Below are 20,757 nucleotides of genomic sequence, written 5' to 3'. Positions count from 1 at the left end.
GGCCCTCCATCCGCCCTGCAGAGATCCAGCGGAGATCGGGTCAGCTCTCGGTCTCGTCGGCTGGATCCGCGGCGTCGGGGAGGGGGCTCTCCGGCTCCTCCTCCTCGGGAAGGGAAAGCTCGATCGGCACCAGACCCAGGGCGCGGGCGGCGGCGAGGGACAGCCGGTCGCTGTCGAGCCCGAGCGGGGCCTGCAGCTTGCGGATGCCGTTGCGGGTGCGCGTATCGAGTTCTTCCGTGATCTCTCCTGCATAGAGGCCCCGCGCCTCGAGCGCGCGCTGGAGCGTGGCGATCCGCTCGGGCGTCATGAGGTCCGGGCAGGGTGCTTCGAACCAGCGGCCCTCCTCGCCGGCCCAGCAGATGCCGGCCTCGGGCGCGGGCTTTTCCGTGCGGATCCCGATTGTGAGGTCGGGCGGCCGCGGCGGCTCGGGCATGACGGGACCCCCGCAGGCGGTCAGCAGCAGCAGCGCGAGAAGGGCGGGACGGCGGATCATCGGGACTTCCTGTCGGTTCGGCCCGAAGCATGGCGCAACTTGCCGCGAGGGGAAAGGCGATGCGAGGGGCGAAAGGCGCGGCAAACCGGGGCAGTCCGGCGGCGCGCGGTCTCTCCCGCCGGAGAGAGATGTCCGGGAGTGGGTCGTGCGGCGCAAGGGGAGGGCGGGTCTCGCCGGGAGAGAGCCGCAGGTCGCCCCGGCGGGGCCGACGCCCGATCACGACGGGCGACAGGAGCCTTCTTGCACGGGATTGCGGTCCCGCCCGGAACAGGGTCGGTTCAGGGCTGATCTCCCGCCCGGGCGCCATCGGGGTGGAAATGCTCTGCAAGGAGCCGGTCGAGCAGATGGGAAATATCCTCGATGGTCTCGGCCACCACATGCACCACGCCTGCTTCCCGCTGGAGCCGCCCCGTCACCCGCAGAAGCCGCCCGGCGATCACGGCGCGGCGGAACTGCTCGTAGATCTTGGCCCAGACCACGACATTGACCACGCCGGTCTCGTCCTCGAGCGTGAGGAAGATCACGCCCTTGGCCGTGCCGGGCCGCTGGCGCACCAGCACGAGGCCCGCCACCGCCACCCGTGCCCCCGAGGGCGGCTCGTTCAGCCGTCCGGCGGGAATGGCCTTGGGCGGACGGGGCCAGCTGCCCGGTTCCGGGGTCATGGTGAGCCAGTTGGCGGTGAGATCCGATGATGTGAACATAGAAAGAACATAGCCCGCGCCGCGGCCCGGTGCAAGCCCGCCCTCTGGCCAAGCGCGCGGGATTGCCCTAAGCCTCGGGCAGCAGTGCGAGCCAGGGAACAGCGAGACGAAGATGGCGAAAATCACCTATGTCGAATTCAACGGAACCGAGCATGTGATCGACGTGGCCGCCGGCCTGACCGTGATGGAAGGCGCGCGCGACAATGGTGTGCCGGGGATCGAGGCCGACTGCGGCGGCGCCTGCGCCTGCTCGACCTGCCACGTCTATGTCGATCCCGCATGGACGGACAAGCTGCCGAAGAAGGAGGCGATGGAAGAGGACATGCTCGACTTCGCCTGGCAGCCGGATCCCGCGCGCTCGCGCCTGACCTGCCAGATCAAGGTCTCCGACGCGCTCGACGGGCTGAAGGTCTTCATCCCCGAAAAGCAGATCTGATCAGACCCCTCGGCCCGGCGGCGGCAGCGGCAGGGACTTGCCGCTGCCGCCGCCGCGAAGGGAGCCGCCCCGCGTCAACCGCCGGGAGGGGGGCTCCCGCGCCCGTGGCTCGGGCGGCCTCACCCGCGCAGGGCCTCCGTGATCTCGGGGAGACGCCTCAGACCGGCGCATCGGGGCGGAGGAGCCCCGCCACCTTCAGATCCTCCCACAGACCCGGCGGCAGTTCGGCATCGGCCGCGATGCGGTTCTCCATCACCTCGCCCACCGACTGCGGGCCGGGGATCACCGAGAGCACGGCGGGGTGGCGCAACGGGAACTGGAAGGCCGCCTCGAACATCCGCACGCCCCAGCGCTCGCAGATCGTGTGGATCTGGGCCACCCGGTCGAGCACGGCCTGCGGGGCCAGCCGGTAATCGTAGAAGGAGCCGGGCTTCGGACCCGTGGCGAGCACGCCGGAATTGTAGGGGCCGCCGATCACGATGCCGATGCCACGCTCTTCGGCCAGGGGCAGGAAGCTCTCGAGCGCCTCCTGCTCCAGAAGCGTGTAGCGGCCGGCCAGGAGGAAGAGGTCGAACTCGCCCCGCTCGGCGAGCCACTGGCAGGGCTGCCACTCGTTCACCCCCGCGCCGAAGGCCGAGATCACGCCCTGATCGCGCAGCTCGACCAGCGCCCGGTAGCCGCCGGCCATGAATTCCGCGAGCCGTGCCTCCAGCGCCTCCTGCGAGCCGTGGGTGAAGAGGTCGAGATCGTGGGCATAGAGCACATCCACCCGGTCGAGGCCGAGCCGGTCGAGCGAAGCCTCGAGCGAGCGCATCACCCCGTCATAGCCGTAGTCGAACCGCTCCTTGCGCTCGGGCACCTCGAAGAACTTGCCCAACCCGTCGCGGGCCTCGCCCGGCTCGACCGGCCGCAGGAGCCGCCCGACCTTGGTCGAGAGCACATAGTCCGACCGCGGGTGCCCGGCCAGGAAGCGGCCCAGCCGTTCCTCGGCCAGCCCGTAGCCATAGAGGGGCGCCGTGTCGAAATAGCGGATGCCGCCGGCCCAGGCGCGTTCGAGCAGCGCCTGCGCCTCCTCCTCCGAGATGGCACGGTAGAGGTTGCCCAAGGGCGAGGAGCCGAAGCCCAGCTCGGTGAAGCGGAGCGGGCGCCCCGTCCGGTCGAAGTCACGCGTGGTCAATCGCATAGATGTTCTCCTGCCTGCGGAGCGAGAGCTAGGGCGCAGCCATCAGACGGCCAGCGTCCGGCCGAGGGAGGCGCACTGCACCAGCGCCTGACGCACCTCCTCCTCATGTTCGTCTGCATGGCGGAGAAGGCAATCGCGTGCGGCGGCAAGTCGCTCCTGCGCTGTGCCCTTGGTTTCGGCCACCTCGGCCAGCCGCTCGCACACATAGCGCCCGAGCCGGGTCGCGACGCTGGCGGCATAGACGCCGGTGGCGTTCAGCACGATCCCCGCCTCGCAGAGCCGGCCTCGTACCTCGAACTCCTGCCGCAGGTCGAGAAGCCCGAAGCCCGCGGGCGAGGCGGGATCGACCTCCTCGAACTCGGTCACGACGGTGAGGCGGTCGTCCTCGTCCTTGTCCTTGTCCGCGAGCTCGAGGCGGATGCCGCCCCGCAGCGCCAGCGTCTCGAATTCCACCAGCCCGTCGAGGATGATGCGTCGGTCCATGGCCGTCCTCCCTTCCCGAAGGAAGGCGGCGAGGGCCGGACGGGTTCCCGCCCTCAGGGTTCCAGCACGATCACGTCGCGCGCGGCGAAGCTCACCTGCGTATGCTCGCCCACCCGCGGCGGCGGCATGTCGGGCCGGTTGAACGTGTCGAGCGCCACCGTCGTCCCGCCGGTGTGAAGCTGGAGCCGGATCACGCTGCCGAGGAACTGCACGTCGGCGATGGTGGCGGGCAGCATCGTGTCGCGCCCGTCGCCCGCTCCGAGATGCAGCGCCTCGGGGCGCAGGGCGAGCCCGATGCGGCCGCCGCGCGGGGCCTCGACCGGCTGCGGCAGGCGGATGGTCTGACCCGCGACGCGGACCGCGCCCCCGGCCGGATCCTCGACCTCGGCCACCAGCGTGCTGATCGTGCCCACGAAGTTCGCCACGAACTTGGTCGTCGGATGGTTGTAGATCTCGAAGGGCGTGCCGACCTGTTCGGCGATGCCGCCGTTCATCACCACGATCCGGTCGGACATCGACAAAGCCTCTTCCTGATCGTGGGTCACGAAGATGGTGGTGATCCCGAGCCGCTGCTGGATGGTGCGGATCTCGGTGCGCAGGCTCACCCGGATCTTGGCATCCAGCGCCGAGAGCGGCTCGTCGAGCAGAAGGACACGCGGCCGCACCGCAAGGGCACGGGCCAGCGCCACGCGCTGCTGCTGGCCGCCCGAGAGCTGGAACGGATAGCGGGCGCCGAGATCGGGAAGGCCGATCAGGGAGAGCATCTCGGCCACGCGCTCCTCGGCCTCGCGGCGCGGCACGCCCGCGACCCTGAGGCCGAAGCCCACGTTCTGCGCGACGGTCAGGTTCGGAAACAGGGCATAGGCCTGAAACACCATGCCGATCTTGCGCGCGTTCGGGCGCTGGCGGACGACGTTCTTGCCCTCGATCTGGATGGCGCCGGAGTCGGGCGCCTCGAAACCCGCCACCATGCGCAGGACCGTGGTCTTGCCGCATCCCGAGGGGCCGAGCAGCGAGATGAACTCGCCCTGCTCGACCGAGAGGTTGAAGTCGCGCACCACGCGCAGGGGGCCGAAGGATTTCTCCAGCCGGGCGATCTCCAGGAAGGCCATCAGGCTGCGTTCCTTTTCATCTTTGTTGGGCCCGGGTGTGGGCGGACAGGCGGGTCACGAGCTGGATCAGCGCCATGCAGGCCCAGGTCACGACGAAGGCGATCACGGCCAGCGCGGCGGGCTCATAGGCCTTGTTCGCGCCCATCCAGACCATGTAGGGGCCGAAGGCCGGGCGGTTCAGCAGCGCCGCCAGCACGAACTCGCCGATCACGATGGCGAAGGTGAGGAAGGCCCCCGACAGGACAGCGACCAGCACATTGGGCAGGATCAGCCGCGCGAGGATGGTGACCCAGCCGGCGCCGAGGCTCTGGGCGGCCTCGGTCAGCGTCTGGACGTCGATGGTGCGCAGCCCCGTATCCACGGCGCGATACATGTAGGGCAGGGCCAGCATCGTATAGCCGAACATCAGAAGCAGGTTGGTGCCCATGGCCGAACCCGTGAGCGGCAGCCAGCTCGAGGTGTTGTAGAGACGGATATAGCCGAAGACGATCACGATGGGCGGGATCACCAGCGGCAGGAGCGTGATGAACTCGATCACCGGGCGCCAGCGCGGCAGCTTCAGCCGGACCCAGAAGACGGTGGGGACGACAAGGAGGATGCCGAAGACGATGGTGAAGAGCGCCATCAGCACCGAATAGCCGAAGGTCGCGCGGAACTGCGGATCGCCCAGCACGCTGGCATAGGCGTCGAAACTGTATTCGCCCCGGCGCGCCCGCAGCGAGAATTCGAACATGCCGATCAGCGGCAGGAAGAAATAGAGCATCCCGGCGGCGAAGGCGATCCAGGACCAGATCTTGGCCGATCTCATTTCACCCACCTCTCGGCCCGCGTGCGCAGCACGATATAGACGAGGTTCGCGATCCCCGTGAGCAGGATCATCCCGAAGGCGATGGCGTAGCCCAGATGCGGATCCTGCAGCACGTCGCCGCGGATCTGCGCGAAGAGGATGATCGGCACGATCGAGAGCGACGAGCCGGTCAGCGCCATGGCCGTGGCGACCGCGCCGAAGGAATTGGCGAAGAGCAGCGCGAAGGTGCCGAGGAACGACGGCCAGAGCACCGGCAGCGCCACCATGCGCCAGTATTGCGCCCCCGTGGCCCCCAGCGTCTCGGCCGCTTCCTTCCATTCGCGCTTCAGCCCGTCGAGGGCCGGGGTGACGATCAGGATCATCAGCGGGATCTGGAAATAGAGGTAGGTGAGCGTCAGCCCGAGGAAGCTGATGAGGTTGAAGCCCGTGCCGTAGAGGTTGAAGCCGAACCATTCGCGCAGGATCACGGTGAGGAACCCGAGCCGGCCCAGCGTCGCGATGAAGGCGAAGGCGAGCGGCACGCCCGCGAAGTTCGAGGCCACTCCCGAGAAGGTCAGAAGCGCCCCGCGCAGCGGGCCCGGCAGGCCTCCGCGGGTGACCGCGGCCGCGATCAGGAAGCCCGCCACGCAGCCGAGGAAGGCCGTGAGCAGGCTGATCCGGATCGAGATCCAGAAGGCGTTCATGATCGAGGCGGTGAAGAGCCCCCGAATGTTGGCCAGGGTGAAATCGCCCGCGGGGGTGCGGAAGGCGCCCAGCACGATATGCATCGTGGGCAGGATCAGGAACAGGAGCGCGAACAGCAGGAACGGGGCTACGCCGAACCAGTTCAGCGGCAGCGACACGCGGGGTCCGGCCTTCGGCGGGGGCAGGTCTGTCATCTAGGGTCCGTCGGGCGGAAAGGCCTCCGCCGGAAGCAGCGGGGGCGGGGGCGGAAGCTCCGCCGGGAACTGTTTCCGGGGCCCGACCGAAGCGGCGGATCCCGGAGCGGATGGGGCAGGACCCCGGCCGGTGCGGCCGGGGTCCCGGATCACGTCATTGCACGTTGGCGCCGACCACACCATCCCAGCCGGCCGTCACGGCCGCCTTGTTGGCCTCCTGCTGCTCGACGGTCGGGAAGACCGCGCGGGCATAGCCTTCGGCGGGCGGCAGGGCGTCGAGCAGCTCCTGCGGGATCTTGCCGGCCTCGACCATCGCGTTGAAGCGCGCCGGGTGGCAGTAGCCCTTGAGCCAGCCGAGCTGACCTTCGTCCGAATAGAGATATTCCATCCAGAGCTTCGCCGCGTTCGGATGCGGCGCGAAGGCCGAGATCGCCTGCACATAGACGCCGGCGAGGCTCGGGCCTTCCGGGATCACCACCTCCATGGGCGGGTTGCCCTTCAGCTCGTCGCGCCAGGACAGCAGGTTGTAGTCCCAAGCGGCGACGATCGGGGTCTGACCCTGGGCGATGGTACCGGCCTTGCCGATCACCGGCACGAAGCCGCCGGCCTTGTTCAGCTTGCCGAAGAACTCGAGCCCCTTCTTGCCCGAGGCCTCGCCGGGCTCAGTGCCGTCGGCGATGCCGGCCGACATCACGGCCAGGATCGCCTGGTTCGAGGCGCGCGGGTCGCCCGCCAGCGCGAAGGCATTGGCATACTGGCTGTCGAGCAGCGCCTCCCAGCTCTTCGGCACTTCCTGCACGAGATCGGTGTTCACGCCGAAGGACATCACGCCGTAGTAGTCGCCGTACCAGTAGCCGTCGGCATCCTTGATCTCGGCGGGGATCTCGTCCCAGGTCTCGACCTTGTAGGGGGTGATCAAGCCCTCGTCCTTGGCCTGCGGCCCGAAGGCGAGGCCCACGTCGATCACGTCGGGCGCCTGCGGGCCCTTGTTGTCCTTGTTCGCCCGGATCGCCTCGACCTCGTCGGCCGAGCCCGCGTCGGGGTTCAGCTCGTTCACGGTGATTTCGGGATATTTCGCCTTGAAGCCCGCGATCACGTCGCCGTAGCCGCACCAGTTGTGGGGCAGGGCGATGGTGGTCAGCATCCCTTCGGCCTTGGCGGCCTCGACGAGCTCGGCGCTCTGGGCGAAGGCGCCCGAGGCCGCGCCCATCGCGGCGAGGCTGACCGAGGCGGCCAGTGCAAGTTTCATGGTCATCGGAACTTTCTCCCGGTTGTTGTCATGTCGAATGCCGTTCTTCGGTCCGGCGCGTCCGGGGCCGAGCGGCGTTTAGTGTCAGCTAAAGGCCGAATACGGATTCTTGCAAGCTCCCTAACCGGGCCATGTAACAGATTTTTCGCGGCGTATTCAGGCTGTAAGGATAATGACCGAGCGGGCCGTCTTTAGGGCAGGAGCGGCGGCCTTGCCCGTCGCGCGCCCGGGGCTTACCGTCGCGGAAAACTTCAACCAGCAGGGCGAGAGGGTGACATGACGGGATTCGCAACGACGCGGCGCGGGCTTCTGATGGCCGGAGGGGCCGTGCTCGCGCTGGGGGCGCTGCCGCGCGGCCTGCGGGCGCAGGAGCCTCTCAAGGTGGCGGGCGTCTATACGGTGCCGGTCGAGCAGCAGTGGGTGAGCCGCATCCACAAGGCCGCCGAGGCGGCGAAGGCCGCGGGGCGCGTGGACTACAGCTTCACCGAGAACGTGGCCAACACCGACTATCCCCGCGTTCTGCGCGAATATGCCGAGAGCGGCGTGAAGCTGATCGTGGGCGAGATCTTCGGCGTCGAGCAGGAGGCCCGCGAGGTGGCGACCGACTATCCCGACGTGGCCTTCCTGATGGGCTCGAGCCTGCCCGCCGACGAGTCGGTGCCGAACCTCGCCGTCTTCGACAATTACATCCAGGATGCGGCCTATCTCACCGGCATCATCGCGGGCGCGATGAGCAAGGGCAACATCGGCATGGTCGGCGGCTTCCCGATCCCCGAGGTGAACCGGCTGATGAATGCCTTCATGGCGGGCGCGCGCGAGGTGAATCCCGGCGTGACCTTCCAGGTCAGCTTCATCGGCTCGTGGTTCGACCCGCCGAAGGCCAAGGAGACCGCCTTCGCGATGATCGAGAATGGCGCCGACCTGCTCTATGCCGAGCGGTTCGGGGTCTCGGACGCGGCCAAGGAGCGGGGCGTGCTGGCCATCGGCAACGTGATCGACACGCAGGCCGACTATCCCGACACGGTGGTGGCCTCGGCGCTGTGGCATTTCGAGCCGACCTTCGACAAGGCGGTGGCCGCGGTGCAGGCCGGGACCTTCACCGCCGCCGACTACGGCGTCTATTCCTTCATGAAGGAGGGCGGCTCGTCGCTCGCGCCGCTCGGCACCTTCGAGGGCAAGGTGCCGGAAGAGGCCATGAAGCTCGTGGCCGAGCGCGAGGCCGCGATCAAGGACGGCTCCTTCACCGTGGGCATCGACGACAACGAGCCGAAATCCTCGTGAGCCAGCCGGTCGTCCTGCGCCTCTCCGGGATCACCAAGCGGTTCGGGGCGCTTCTGGCCAATGCCGGCATCAGCCTCTCCCTCTGCCGGGGAGAGGTCGTGGCGCTTCTGGGTGAGAACGGCGCGGGCAAGACCACGCTGATGAACATCCTCTTCGGCCATTATGTGGCCGACGAGGGCACGGTCGAGGTCTTCGGTCAGCCGCTGCCGCCCGGCCATCCGCGCGCGGCGCTGGCCGCGGGCGTGGGCATGGTGCATCAGCATTTCACGCTGGCCGACAATCTGACCGTGCTCGAGAACATCCTGCTGGGCACGGCGCCGCTCTGGCGGCCGAGCCTCGGCCGCCGCGCGGCGCGTGCGCGGATCGAGGCGCTCTCGCGCGACTTCGGCCTTGCGGTCCATCCCGATGCGCGGGTGGGCACGCTCTCGGTGGGCGAGCGGCAGCGGGTCGAGATCCTGAAGGCGCTCTACCGCGACGCGCGGATCCTGATCCTCGACGAGCCGACCGCGGTCCTGACTCCGCAGGAGACCGAGGCGCTGTTCCGCACGCTGAAGCTCGCCGTGGCGAAGGGGCTCTCGATCATCTTCATCTCGCATAAGCTGCATGAGGTGATGGGCGTGGCCGACCGCTGCGTGGTGCTGCGGCACGGGCGCGTGGTGGGCGAGGTCGCCACCGCCGAGACGGACCGGCACCGGCTGGCCGCGCTGATGGTGGGCGAGGAGGTGGTGCCGCCCGCGGTCGCCCCGCCGCAGCCGGGCCCCGTGCTGTTGCGGCTCGACCGGGTGACGACGCCGGCCCAAGGCTCGGCCACGGGCCTGCGCGGCGTGAGCCTCGATCTGCGGGCGGGCACCATCACCGGCCTTGCGGGCGTGTCCGGGAACGGGCAGGCGGCGCTCTCCGACCTCGTTTCGGGCCTCGTGCGCCCCTCCGAGGGGCGACTGGAACTCGCCGGCGCCGATGTCGCGCACTGGACGCCGCGGACGGCCGTTGCCTCGGGCATCGCGCGCATCCCCGAGGACCGGCATTCCACCGGCACCATTGCCGACTTCACCCTGACCGAGAACGCCATTCTCGAGGGCTACCGGTCGCGCTTCGCGAAAGGCGGCTGGATGGACTGGCGCGCGGCCCGCGGCTTCGCCCAGAGCATCATCGCCACCTATGACGTACGCTGCCCCGGCCCCGAGACGCGCATCCGGCTTCTGTCGGGCGGCAACATGCAGAAGCTGATCCTCGGCCGCGTGCTCGAGCCCGGCCCCCGGATCATCCTCGCCAACCAGCCGGTGCGGGGCCTCGACATCGGGGCCATCACCTATGTGCATTCCCGCCTGCTGAAGGCGCGGGACGAGGGGGCCGCGGTCATCCTCATCTCGGAAGATCTGGATGAAATCATGGCTCTGTCCGACACTGTTCATGTCATGTCCGAAGGGCGGCTCTCGCCCGGCTTCGCGCGCGGCACGATGAGCCAGACCGAGCTCGGCCTCTGGATGGCCGGCCACGGGTTCGCCGATGCGGCTTGAGCCCGTAGCCAACCCCTCGACGCTGCGCCGGGCGGGTCTGCCGGCCGTGGCGCTTCTGGCCACCATCGCCGTGGCCTCCGGCCTTGCCGCCGTCGCGGGCGCCGATCCGCTCGCCACGCTGGGGCTGATCGTGAAGGGGGCGGTCGGGTCGAAATTCGCAGCCCTCGAGACGCTGAACCGGGCGACCCCGCTCATCTTCACCGGGCTTGCCGTGGCGGTGGCCTTCCGCGCCCGGCTCTGGAACATCGGTGCCGAGGCGCAGCTCTATGCCGGCGCCATCGTGACCGTGCTGCTGGGCACGGGGGCGGTGGGCGGCCCGCTCGTCCTGCCGCTGATGGCGGTCGCGGCCATGGCCGCGGGCGCGGTCGTGCTGCTCGGGCCCGTGGCGCTCAAGACCCGCTTCGGGGTGGACGAAGTGGTGACGACGCTCCTCTTCAACTTCATCATGCTGCTTTTCGTGAGCTACCTGCTCGAGGGGCCGCTGAAGGATCCGATGGGGATGGGCTGGCCCAAGTCGGCGCCGCTCGCCAAGGAGGCGCGTCTGCCGCGCATCGTGGACGGGCTGCGGCTGCACTGGGGCTTCGGGCTCGCGCTGATCGCCTCGGTCGCGGTCTGGGTGATCGAGCGGCGCACCGCGCTCGGCTACGAGATGCGGGCCGTGGGGCTGAACCCGCGCGCCGCGCGCTTCGCGGGCATTCCGGTCGACGGCGTGCTGGTCAAGACGGCGCTCCTGTCGGGCGGGCTTGCCGCGCTCGCGGGCTTCTCCGAGGTGGCGGGGCTCAAGGGCCACCTCACGCTCGATCTGTCGCCGGGCTTCGGCTACACCGGCATCATCGTGGCCATGCTCGCGCTTCTCAATCCGCTGGCCGTGGTGCCGGCCGCGCTGTTCGTGGCGGGCGTCTTCGTCGGCGCCGACAGCATGAGCCGGGCCGCGGGCGTGCCCACCTACATCGCCGACATGCTGCTTGCGACCTCGCTCCTCTTCATGGTGCTGGCGATCCTTCTGATCCGGTTCCGGGTGGTGCGCGGATGAGGGGCGCGGTCGACATGATCCTGCACATCCTCCGTGGACGGGGCCTCCCGCCCGTGGGCCGGCCCTTCGACATCCAAGGGGACACCCGGAGATGAGCGCGCTGTTCGAGATCCTTCTCTCCGCGACCTTCTGGGCCGCGGCGGTCCGCATCGCCTCGCCGCTGATCTTCGCCACCATGGGCGAGCTCATCTGCGAGCGGGCGGGCGTGCTGAACCTCGGGATCGAGGGGATCATGGCGATCGGGGCCTTCTCGGGCTGGATCGCGGTCTGGGCGGGGGCCGGGCTCTGGGAGGGCGTGGCCATCGCCATGGCGACAGGGATGCTCTTCGGCCTCCTCCATGCCGTGCTCGTGGTGCCCTTCGGGCTCTCGCAGCATGTGGTGGGGCTGGGGGTCACGCTGCTTGCCACCTCGACCAGCTACTTCGCCTACCGGCTGATCCTGCCCGAGGTCACGAGCCCGCCCAAAATCGAGCCCTTCGCCGTCTGGGAGGTGCCGGGCCTGTCGCAGATCCCGCTTCTGGGGCCCGCGCTCTTTGCCCAGACCCCGCTCACCTATGCGGCCTTCGCGGTGGCGGCGCTGACGGCGCTTGTCCTCTGGCGCACGCCGCTCGGCCTTGCGCTGCGGGCGGCCGGCGAGAATCCGGCGGCGGTCGATGCGCAGGGCCTCTCGGTCACGGGGCTCCGCATCGGCGCGGTCATGGTGGGGTCGGGGCTGATGGCTGTGGGTGGCGCCTTCCTCACCCTTTCGGCCTTCTCGAGCTTCTTCTTCGAGATGGTGAACGGCCGCGGCTGGATCTGTATCGCGCTCGTGGTCTTCGGCGCGTGGCGGCCCGGCAAGGCCGTGCTCGGCGCGCTTCTCTTTGCCGCCTTCGACGCGCTGCAGGTGCGGCTTCAGCAGACGCCGGTGGGGCAGGTCGTGCCCTATCAGCTCTTCCTGATGGCCCCCTATGCGCTGTCCATCGCGGCCCTCGTCCTCATGTCGCGCCGGGCCGAAGTGCCGGCGGCTCTGATGCAGCCGTTCAACAGGGGAGAACGCTGATGTTCGATCTGATCGTCAAGGGGGGCACGCTGCCCGATGGGCGCGTGGCCGATGTGGGCATCCGGGGCGACCGGATCGCGGCCATCGGGGCGCTCGGGACCGACGCGGCGCGGCTGATCGAGGCCACGGGCGATCTGGTGAGCCCGGCCTTCGTCGATCCGCATTTCCACATGGATGCGACGCTCTCCTACGGGCTGCCGCGCGTGAATGCGAGCGGGACGCTGCTCGAGGGTATCCGGCTCTGGGGCGAGCTGAAGGAGATCGTGACCGTCGAGGCCATGGTCGAGCGGGCGCTGGCCTATTGCGACTGGGCGGCGAGCATGGGCCTTCTGGCGGTGCGGACCCATGTCGATGTCTGCGACGACCGGCTGCTCGGTGTCGAGGCGATGCTCGCCGTGCGCGAAAAGGTCAAGGACTGGATGGATCTCCAGCTCGTGGCCTTCCCGCAGGACGGGCTCTACCGCGACCCGACCGCGCGGGCGAACCTCTTGCGTGCGCTCGACATGGGCGTGGATGTGGTGGGGGGCATCCCGCATTTCGAGCGGACCATGGCGGACGGCGCGGCCTCGGTGCGCGACCTCTGCGAGATCGCGGCCGACCGCGGGCTGCCGATCGATTTCCACTGCGACGAGACCGACGATCCGCTGAGCCGCCATATCGAGACCTATGCCGCCGAGGTGCTGCGCACGGGGCTTCAGGGCCGTGCCGCGGCGGGGCACCTGACCTCGATGCATTCGATGGACAATTACTATGTCTCGAAGCTCCTGCCGCTGATCGCCGAGGCCGGGATCGCCGCCATCCCGAACCCGCTCATCAACATCGTCCTCCAGGGCCGCCACGACAGCTTCCCCAAGCGGCGCGGGCTCACGCGGGTCAAGGAGATGCAGGCCATGGGCATCACGGTGGGCTGGGGGCAGGATTGCGTGCTCGACCCGTGGTATTCGCTGGGCACCGCCGACATGCTCGACGTGGCCTTCATGGGGCTGCATGTGGCGCAGATGACCCATCCCGACGAGATGCGGCGCTGCTTCGACATGGTGACGGTCGAGAATGCCAGGATCATGGGCCTCGACTACGGGCTGCGGGAGGGGGCGGTGGCCTCGCTCGTGGTGCTCGACGCGGGCAACCCTGTCGAGGCGCTGCGGCTCCGGCCCGACCGGCTCTGCGTGATCGCGAAGGGGCAGGTGGTGTCGGAGAAGGCGCGCAACGACGCGCGCCTGAGCCTGCCGGGGAGGCCGGAGACCGTGCGCCGTCGCCACCTCCTGCCCCAGCGCTGAGGGCGCCGCCGCCGCCGCGGGCAAAGCGAAGTCCCGCGGAGGGCAGGTCGCGGTGGGGCGTGCCTCCGCCGTCCGGCCCCGATCTCCCCCGGACCGCGGCCGGCAGAGGCCCGGCGGAACAGGGCAGGCGCCCGCACGTTCCCTGAGGCCCAGCGGAGGCCCCTCCGCCGCAACCCGGACGGAGGACGCATGAGCAGGCGCACGGTTTCCCTTACAGTGCTGGCCCTCGTGCTCGCGCTTCTGATCCTCGTGGCGCCGGACGTGCTGCTCGTGATCTTCGCGGGTGTCCTGTTCGGCGTGTTCCTCTCGGCGGGCGGAGGCCTCGTGCAGCGGGTGACCGGGCTGCAGAGGGGGGCGGGAATTGCCCTCTTCATCGTCCTCGTCCTTCTCGCCCTGACGGGCGCCTTTCTCGCCTTCGCCCCGGCGATGTTCGAGCAGGCCGATGCGCTCGCCCGCCAGCTTCCGCCCGCATTCGAGGACCTGCGCGACCGGATCTCCGCCTACAGCTGGGGGCCTACGCTTCTGTCGCGGCTTGCGCCGTCGCGGCTGCTGTCCAGCGACGGAGGCTTCGCCTCGACCGCGGTCAGCGCCACCTTCGGCGCGCTGGGAAATGTCGTCATCATCCTCTTCATCGGCCTCTATACGGCGGTGGATCCCGGGCTCTACCGCCGGGGCCTGCGGGCGCTCCTCGCGCCGCCGCTGCGGCCAAGGGGAGACGAGGTGCTGGCCATTGCCGATGGCACGCTGCGCGGCTGGCTCGGCGGGCAGATCATCTCGATGACCGTGGTGGGCGTGCTGACCTGGCTCGGGCTCTGGCTGATCGGGATTCCGCTGGCCTTCATCCTCGGACTGATCGCGGCGCTCCTGACCTTCATCCCGAACATCGGCCCCGTGCTCTCGGCGGTGCCGGCGTTGCTCCTCGCCCTGCCCGAGGGCGCAGAGCAGGTCGGGCTGGTGCTGGCGGTCTTCCTGACCGTCCAGACCTTCGAGAGCTATCTGGTCACGCCCCTCATCCAAAAGGAGAGGGTCGCCCTGCCTCCCGCGCTCATCATCTCGGCGCAGTTGCTGATGGGGGTGCTGTTCGGGCTGATGGGTCTGCTGCTCGCCACGCCCCTCGCGGCACTGGCGCTCGCGCTGGTGCGGGAGGTCTATGTGCATGATTACCTTGAGGAAGGGCCGGCGAAGGCCCAAGGTCCTGACCGCGCGGATTAATCAACCCTGAGAAATAAAAGCACAACTTTTCAGGGAGCATGCGACTTCAGGGCAACAGGACTGTCCTTTCGGTCAATTGGTGGAACGGAGCCTCTCGCCGAGGATTGAAGGCGTGCCGCTGCACCGATTGCGCAGGCCAATGATTACCGGAGAAGAGACCATGACGCTCACCTTGGCCCAGACCCTGGACCGCTGCCTCGATATCGCAGGAAATCCGACCGCGGCGATCAGTTTCCCGCAACGGCGGATGCTGGGTCAGGCGCTGGCGTTCCTGCCGCGTCAGCACTACCGGCGTGTGCTGGAGCTCGGGTGCGGGTCGGGGGCGCTGGCGCGCGGTCTTTCGGCACGCTGCGACCATTATGTCGGCCTCGATGCGGACGCCGATGCTCTGGATGAGGCGTCCCTCATGCCCTCGCCCTATGCGCAGACCGAATTCCGCCAGGGCCGGGTGCCCGAGGACATCCCCGAGGGTCCGTTCGATCTCGTGGTGCTGAACGGGGTGCTGCAGGATCTGCCGGCCGAGGCGATCGAGCGGCTTGCGGTGCGGTTGCGCCAGGTGGCGCCTTCGGCCGACATCCTCTGCCTCCGCAGCCTTCTGTTCGAGGGTCCCGACGAGGCGTTCCGCCCGCAGGCCGCCCTGGCCGCGGCCCTCGGTCGGCCGCTCACCGCCTGCAACTTCGACCGGCTGTTCCGCATCGACGTGTTCGAGCCGGAACGCGCCGCCGCCTGAGCGGAACCGCCGGGGGCGGGCGACGTTTGGCCCGGCGGCGCACGACGCCGCGGGGCACGAGTTCGGAGACATGAATGCCTGAACCTGACATCTGCGTGGTGATGAATGCCGGGTCGGGCAAGGGCGAGGATGCGGAGCGGGTGCGGGCCGCCTTCGCCGCGCTCGATGTTCCGGTCCATCTGGAACTCGTCGAGGACGGCAGCCGCCTGACCGCCACCGCGCGTCAGGCGATCGAGCGGGGCTTCGGCACGGTGGTGGCCGCGGGCGGCGACGGAACGATCTGCGCCGTGGCCGCCGCCATGGCGGGGTCGGGCAAGCGCATGGGCATCCTGCCGCTCGGCACCTTCAACTACTTTGCCCGCTCGCTGCTTCTGCCTCAGGAGCTCGAACCGGCGGTGGAGGTGGTCTGCGCGGGCCGCACGGCGCCCATCCGCGTGGCCACCGTCAACGATCAGCTGTTCCTGAACAATGCGAGCCTCGGCGTCTACCCGGCGATCCTCGAAACACGCGAGGAGATCTACAGGCGCTGGGGCCGCAGCCGCGCGCTGGCCTACTGGTCGGTGCTGAAGGTGCTGGCCCGCATGGGCCGCCCGCTGAAGCTGCGCGTCCGCGCGGGAGGGGAGGAGCGGCTCGTGCGCTCGCCGCTCGTCTTCGTGGTCAACAACGCCTTCCAGCTCGAGCAGATGAACCTCGACGGGGCGGACCGGATTGCCGCGGGCGATCTCGTGGTCTTCATCGCGCCGAACACGGGCCGCCTCGGCATGTTCCGCAATGCGGCGGCGCTGGCGCTCGGCTATGCGAGCGTGGATCAGAACTACCTGATGATGAGCGGGCCTCATGTGGAGATCGACCTGCCGCAGGGCCGCCGGCGGATCTGGCACGTTGCCCGCGACGGCGAGCGCGAGCGCATGGTGCCGCCGTTCGACCTCAAGGCCATCGAGGGCGCCATCGAGGTCACCGTCCCCGAGCACTGGGATCGCGACGTTCGATGAAGCGACTGCTGCACCTTTCCGACCTGCATTTCGGCCGGGACCGGCCCGAGCTTCTCCGGCCGCTGGTCGAGACGGTGAACCGGCTCGAGCCGGATCTGGTGGCGATCTCGGGCGATCTCACCCAGCGCGCGACCGAGTCGCAGTTCCGGGCGGCCGCGGCCTTCGTGGCCGCGCTGAAGCCACCGGTGCTGGTGGTGCCCGGCAATCACGACGTGCCGCTCCACAATCTCTACGTCCGCCTCGTGAAGCCCTGGAAGCGCTATCGCCGCTGGTTCGGCCGCGATCTGGAGCCCTGCTGGGAGAATGACGAGATGATCGTGGTGGGCGCCAACACGGTCAATCCTCTGGCCTGGCAGCAGGGATGGTTCCGCTCGCGCTCGCTCGCGCGGATCCGGCGGAGCTTCGCCGCCGAGGAGCGGCGGGTGCGCGTGGTGGTCGTGCATCACCCGATGGAGCACACGCCCGAGGATACGAAGGAACTGATGCGCGGCGCCGAGCGGGCCATCGACGAACTGGCCGACTGCGGTGCCGACGTGATCCTCTCGGGGCATCTGCACACCTGGCGGGTGGCCCCCTTTGCCGAGGTCGCGGGGCGGGGCGTGGTGCTTCAGGTCCATGCGGGCACGGGCCTGTCGACGCGGGTCCGGGGCGAGCCCAATGATTTCAACCTGCTGGAGGTCGCCTCCGACCGTATCCACATCGAACGGCATACCGCTCAGGAGGATGCGAGCGGATTTCGTCTGGCCGAGACCCGAACCTTCCGCGGCGGCGCCGGCCGCTGGGCGCTGGAGGCCGAGGAGCCGCAGCCCGCACCTTGAGACAGCCGGGCCCGAGGTCGCTTCTCCGCCCGGTGTCCAGCGTCGGGTCCCCCGCGCCCTCGTCGCCTTGTCCGGCAGTCGTGCCGTCGTCAGCCCTTGATCTGGCCCGAAACCGCACGGTCGCCTCCGTGGCCGCCGAGCGCGGACACCTCGGGCGCGAGCTGCGTCTGCGCCTCATCGACCGGGCGGCCGAAGAGGTAGCCCTGGAAGGTCCGGCATCCCTTGGCCCGCAGCCAGGCGAACTGCGCCGGCGTCTCCACCCCCTCGGCCACCAGCGCCACGCCGAGCCCCGAGGCAAGTCCGATGATCCCTTCGAGGATGGTCCGGTTCGCCTTCGAGTCCGACAGGCCGCCCAAGAAGCTGCGGTCGATCTTCAACACGTCCACGGGCAGGTCCCGCAGATAGCTGAGCGAGGAGAAGCCGGTGCCGAAATCGTCCAGCGCGATGGAGATGCCGAGCGAGCGCAGGTCCATCATCGTGGTCCGCGCGAGGCCGAGATTGGACAGGAGCGTGCCCTCGGTGACCTCCAGCTCGATCCGGGTGGGATCGACGCCGGTCTCGTCCAGCACCTCGCGCACCATCTGGCCGAACTCCTCGGACAGGAACTGCGCCGAGCTGATGTTGATCGAGACCCCGAGATGGCGGCGCGCGGGATCCTCGGCCCAGCGGGCGAGCTCCTGTGCCGCCGCGCGCAGCACCCAGCGGTCGATGTCGCGGATGAAGCCGGTCTCCTCGGCGAAGGGGATGAAGGCGATGGGCGCCAGAAGCCCGCGCTGCGGATGCTCCCAGCGGATCAGCGCCTCCTGACCCACGATCTCGAGCCCGGTCTCGCCGAGGCTGACCATCGGTTCGAAGTAGATGCGGAACTCGTCGCGGCGGATCGCCTCGCGCAACTCCTGCGCGAGGGCCACGCGACCCACCATGTCCTGCTCCATGTCGGCCCGGTAGGCACAGGCCCTGTCGCCGCCCGCGGCCTTGGCGGCCATGACGGCCAGATCGACGCCCTTCAGCAGCCCCTCGACCGAATCCTCGGCCGAAATGGCGGCAAGGCCGATCGAGGCGGTGACCTCGAGCGTGAGGCCATCCACCACGAACGGCTCCCGCAGCGACTCGAGGATGCGCTGGGCCTCGGCCTCGGCGGCGGCGACCGCGCCGGCGGCGTCGGGATGGGTCTCGCCGCAGGTCAGCACGAATTCGTCGGCCGAGATCCGGCCGAGGTCGCCGCCGTCCTGCCGCAGGTTGTCCAGCCGCGCGCCCAGCGCCTGCAGGACCCGGTCGCCCAGCCAGTGCCCGCGGGTGCCGTTCACCTGCCGCATCCCGTCCAGATCGATATAGAGAAGCGAGAGGAAGGCCTTCTCGCGGGCGCAGGTCTGGAGGCAGTCGCGCAGCACCTCGACGATGCCCCGGCGGTTGTAAAGCCCCGTCAGAGGGTCGAAGAAGGCGAGCTGATGCGCTTCGGCGAGCGCCGTGCGCAGCGCGCTGTCGGCCGAGACCTGACCGGTCACGTCGTCGATGGTGGCGACGACGCGCACCGCTGTCGCCGCGCCGGCCGCCACGGGGGCCGCGTTGATCGACAGGATCCTCTGTCGGCCGTCGGCGGCCATCAGCACATGGTGCAGGTCGCGGAGCGTCTGCCCCTCAGCAATGGCGCGCGCGACCGGCAGGGCCTCGGGCGGGAGGGGCTCGCCCTCGCGCGACAGAAGGCGGCAGCCCACGCCCTCGAGGGTGCATCCCGGCAGACGGTTCGCGTCCGTTCCGAGGAGGGCCGCCGCCTCATCGTTGGCGAAGACGATGCGGGCATCGGCATCGAAGGCGAGGATGGCCGAGGTGCTGGTCCGCAGGATCGATTCGAGAAGAAGCCGGTCCTCCTGCAGCGCCGCTGCCGCCTCCGTCGTGAGCCGCTCGCTTTCGCGTCGCTCCGCGGCCGCATGCATGGCCTCGGCGAGGGACTGCAGCGCGGCGAGATCCTCGGGGCGCAGGTCGCTGCTCGCCGTCTGCCAGCCCAGAAGCACCCGGCCCGCCAGCACCCCGTGCCGTAGCATCGGCACCGCGACGAGCGACCGCAACTCCATCCCCGCGAGCCGATCGCGGGCCGGCCCCTCGGGAAGGTCCTTCAGGTCGCGCAGCATGACGGGCCCGGTCTGGTCCGACCCCGGGCAGAATTTGCACAAGTCTTGGATGTTCAAGACGATATGGCCGTCACGCACCCAGCTGTGGATCGGCTCGAGAGGGCCCGTGGTCCCCGCACGGCAGACCTGCGCGACATCCGCGCTGCAGGCGTCCGCCACCTGCGCGAGGGCGGTCTCGATCTCGGTGTCGGTGGCAGAGAGCGGGGCGCGCAGGATGCGGCCGATGATGTCAAGCACCGTGGCGGTGGTGGGGCTTGCATGGAAATTGCCGCGGTCGGTCGCGGAAACGACCCCCGGCACCCAAGATCCACCCTGTCCCTTGCCCGTCATTCGATCGGCTTCGTCTTTTTACCAGCGGGAGGGCCTGACCCTCCATTCAACCTAGAGCACAGCCGAACGGGCTGTCAAATCGGAACACGGGAAAGGTCGATCGCCGTGCCGCAGCGTATGCGCACGAGCTTAGCCCAAGGCCTACCGCGATTTCGCCTTACTCTTCGCCATTTTTGCGGAGACTGGTAAGTGGACGCGTAAGGTGTGGTATGTATTCCTGGCGATGCTTCGCCTTTGGTATGCACCGATGCAACAGTGGCGGATCGATAATTTATATCTCTTTGAGAAAGTGTGGCCTGCGTGACTGCGAGATGGGATAGAAGGTCGCTTCGGCCGGCGCCTGCGGGGGCGGCCTCGACGGGATCGGCACGGGCGGACTGAGGATGACACAGGCATCGAAATGGTACGCCCGGCTAAGGCCCGGCCTTCCGCTGGCGGCGCTTCTGCTGCTTCTGGCCTGCGAGTCGACCTCCATTCCCGGCAGGCCCGCGCTCTCGATCCGCGAGGAGACGGCGCAGTTCCGCACCGTCCCCGCCAGCCGGGCCTGGGTCGCCGTGCCCGGGGCGCTCCTCGTGCAGGAGCGGGATCTGGGCGGCGACCTCGAGCAGCGGATCGCGCTGCCGAACGCCACGACGCTCGAAGGCGACAATATGATCATCTTGCGAGGCCGGGCGCCGGGCGGACCGATTCTCGAGCGGCTCCAGCTGCAGAGCTTCGCCGATGCCGATGGCGCGCTGCCCAAGCCCTTCGGCCGGGTGAGCGACAGCGCTCTCAGCACGCGCGAGGATGTGCTCGGCACCGTGGTCTTTGCCGAGGAGCGGCTTGGCGTGGACACGGTCTGCGTTCTGGCCATGCGCCGGATGCCGCCCACGGCCCGGCCGGTTCCGGCGCGGATCGAGGCGCTGGACGTGATGCTGCGCAACTGCACGCGCAACGGCACGGAGGAGGCGCTGCGGCCCATCGGCGCGGCCAGCCTCGGCTTCGCCCCGCCCGAAGCGGTGGCCGGTACGGGGGCAGGGCGCACCCTCTCGCCCCTCGCCGCCCCGATGCCCTGAG

The 20,757-nt window shown here is 69.4% G+C and carries 20 protein-coding genes; 11 read left to right on the top strand and 9 right to left on the bottom strand.

Translation table 11 applies throughout. The features are described 5' to 3' along the window. Positions 1-40 precede the first annotated feature (40 nt). Both RSP_RS10060 and RSP_RS10055 read right to left on the bottom strand, forming a co-directional pair. Positions 41-493 (bottom strand): peptidoglycan-binding protein, encoded by a 453-nt coding sequence (locus tag RSP_RS10060; RefSeq protein WP_011338172.1) that lies wholly within the window; start codon positions 491-493, stop codon positions 41-43. A gap of 278 nt (positions 494-771) precedes the next feature. Further along, the gene (locus tag RSP_RS10055; RefSeq protein ID WP_011841368.1) at positions 772-1,194 is read right to left on the bottom strand and encodes an OB-fold nucleic acid binding domain-containing protein; all 423 of its coding nucleotides are present in this window, start codon (positions 1,192-1,194) and stop codon (positions 772-774) included. Positions 1,195-1,306: 112 nt separating this feature from the next. Between RSP_RS10055 and RSP_RS10050 the strand changes: the two genes are divergently transcribed. Beyond that, complete coding sequence (locus RSP_RS10050; RefSeq protein WP_002720517.1) at positions 1,307-1,630, top strand: 2Fe-2S iron-sulfur cluster-binding protein; 324 nt, start codon at positions 1,307-1,309, stop codon at positions 1,628-1,630. A 157-nt stretch (positions 1,631-1,787) separates the two neighbouring features. Here the strand turns inward: RSP_RS10050 and RSP_RS10045 are convergent, their stop codons facing one another. From RSP_RS10045 to RSP_RS10020, 6 genes are all read right to left on the bottom strand, one after another. Further along, entirely contained in the window at positions 1,788-2,813 is a 1,026-nt protein-coding gene (locus RSP_RS10045; RefSeq protein ID WP_017140270.1) for an aldo/keto reductase, read from the bottom strand. Between the two features lie 42 nt (positions 2,814-2,855). After that, positions 2,856-3,296, bottom strand: a complete 441-nt coding sequence (locus tag RSP_RS10040; protein ID WP_002720515.1) for a hypothetical protein — start codon at positions 3,294-3,296, stop codon at positions 2,856-2,858. 53 nt (positions 3,297-3,349) lie between these two features. Next, entirely contained in the window at positions 3,350-4,408 is a 1,059-nt protein-coding gene (locus tag RSP_RS10035) for an ABC transporter ATP-binding protein (protein WP_011338170.1), read from the bottom strand. Between the two features lie 16 nt (positions 4,409-4,424). Then, the gene (locus tag RSP_RS10030) at positions 4,425-5,216 is read right to left on the bottom strand and encodes an ABC transporter permease (protein ID WP_002720513.1); all 792 of its coding nucleotides are present in this window, start codon (positions 5,214-5,216) and stop codon (positions 4,425-4,427) included. After that, positions 5,213-6,094: an ABC transporter permease gene (locus tag RSP_RS10025; RefSeq protein ID WP_002720512.1), complete on the bottom strand. Its 882-nt coding sequence runs from the start codon at positions 6,092-6,094 to the stop codon at positions 5,213-5,215. The genes RSP_RS10030 and RSP_RS10025 overlap by 4 nt, the downstream gene beginning before the upstream one ends. Before the next feature lie 154 nt (positions 6,095-6,248). Beyond that, positions 6,249-7,349: an ABC transporter substrate-binding protein gene (locus RSP_RS10020; RefSeq protein ID WP_011338169.1), complete on the bottom strand. Its 1,101-nt coding sequence runs from the start codon at positions 7,347-7,349 to the stop codon at positions 6,249-6,251. Positions 7,350-7,619: 270 nt separating this feature from the next. On the opposite strand from RSP_RS10020, the gene RSP_RS10015 reads away from it, so the two are divergent. The 9 genes from RSP_RS10015 to RSP_RS09975 all read left to right on the top strand — a co-directional run bounded on the left by RSP_RS10015 (position 7,620) and on the right by RSP_RS09975 (position 17,242). Further along, entirely contained in the window at positions 7,620-8,624 is a 1,005-nt protein-coding gene (locus tag RSP_RS10015) for a BMP family protein (protein ID WP_011338168.1), read from the top strand. Then, positions 8,621-10,141, top strand: coding sequence for an ABC transporter ATP-binding protein (locus RSP_RS10010; RefSeq protein WP_011338167.1), 1,521 nt, complete (start codon positions 8,621-8,623; stop codon positions 10,139-10,141). The genes RSP_RS10015 and RSP_RS10010 overlap by 4 nt, the downstream gene beginning before the upstream one ends. Beyond that, entirely contained in the window at positions 10,131-11,174 is a 1,044-nt protein-coding gene (locus tag RSP_RS10005; protein WP_011338166.1) for an ABC transporter permease, read from the top strand. Before RSP_RS10010 ends, RSP_RS10005 begins: the two co-directional genes overlap by 11 nt. Positions 11,175-11,265: 91 nt before the next feature. After that, complete coding sequence (locus RSP_RS10000; RefSeq protein WP_011338165.1) at positions 11,266-12,213, top strand: ABC transporter permease; 948 nt, start codon at positions 11,266-11,268, stop codon at positions 12,211-12,213. Next, positions 12,213-13,490, top strand: a complete 1,278-nt coding sequence (locus RSP_RS09995; RefSeq protein WP_011338164.1) for an amidohydrolase family protein — start codon at positions 12,213-12,215, stop codon at positions 13,488-13,490. The genes RSP_RS10000 and RSP_RS09995 overlap by 1 nt, the downstream gene beginning before the upstream one ends. A gap of 189 nt (positions 13,491-13,679) precedes the next feature. After that, positions 13,680-14,702 carry an AI-2E family transporter gene (locus RSP_RS09990; RefSeq protein WP_011338163.1) on the top strand — a complete coding sequence of 341 codons (1,023 nt, stop codon included), beginning with the start codon at positions 13,680-13,682 and terminating at the stop codon, positions 14,700-14,702. Between the two features lie 160 nt (positions 14,703-14,862). Beyond that, positions 14,863-15,432: a class I SAM-dependent methyltransferase gene (locus RSP_RS09985; RefSeq protein WP_011338162.1), complete on the top strand. Its 570-nt coding sequence runs from the start codon at positions 14,863-14,865 to the stop codon at positions 15,430-15,432. 74 nt (positions 15,433-15,506) lie between these two features. Continuing rightward, positions 15,507-16,424 carry a diacylglycerol/lipid kinase family protein gene (locus RSP_RS09980; RefSeq protein ID WP_011338161.1) on the top strand — a complete coding sequence of 306 codons (918 nt, stop codon included), beginning with the start codon at positions 15,507-15,509 and terminating at the stop codon, positions 16,422-16,424. After that, positions 16,421-17,242 carry a metallophosphoesterase family protein gene (locus RSP_RS09975; protein ID WP_002720501.1) on the top strand — a complete coding sequence of 274 codons (822 nt, stop codon included), beginning with the start codon at positions 16,421-16,423 and terminating at the stop codon, positions 17,240-17,242. Before RSP_RS09980 ends, RSP_RS09975 begins: the two co-directional genes overlap by 4 nt. 89 nt (positions 17,243-17,331) lie before the next feature. On the opposite strand, the gene RSP_RS09970 is transcribed toward RSP_RS09975, so the two are convergent. Continuing rightward, positions 17,332-19,701, bottom strand: coding sequence for a putative bifunctional diguanylate cyclase/phosphodiesterase (locus tag RSP_RS09970; RefSeq protein WP_011338160.1), 2,370 nt, complete (start codon positions 19,699-19,701; stop codon positions 17,332-17,334). 383 nt (positions 19,702-20,084) lie between these two features. Here RSP_RS09970 and RSP_RS09965 point away from each other — a divergent pair, with 383 nt between their 5' ends. Then, positions 20,085-20,756, top strand: coding sequence for a hypothetical protein (locus RSP_RS09965; protein WP_011338159.1), 672 nt, complete (start codon positions 20,085-20,087; stop codon positions 20,754-20,756). Position 20,757: the final 1 nt, after the last annotated feature.

Source organism: Cereibacter sphaeroides 2.4.1 (genome assembly GCF_000012905.2).
Classification (GTDB): domain Bacteria; phylum Pseudomonadota; class Alphaproteobacteria; order Rhodobacterales; family Rhodobacteraceae; genus Cereibacter_A; species Cereibacter_A sphaeroides.
This window is presented reverse-complemented; position numbering and strand designations above follow the sequence as displayed.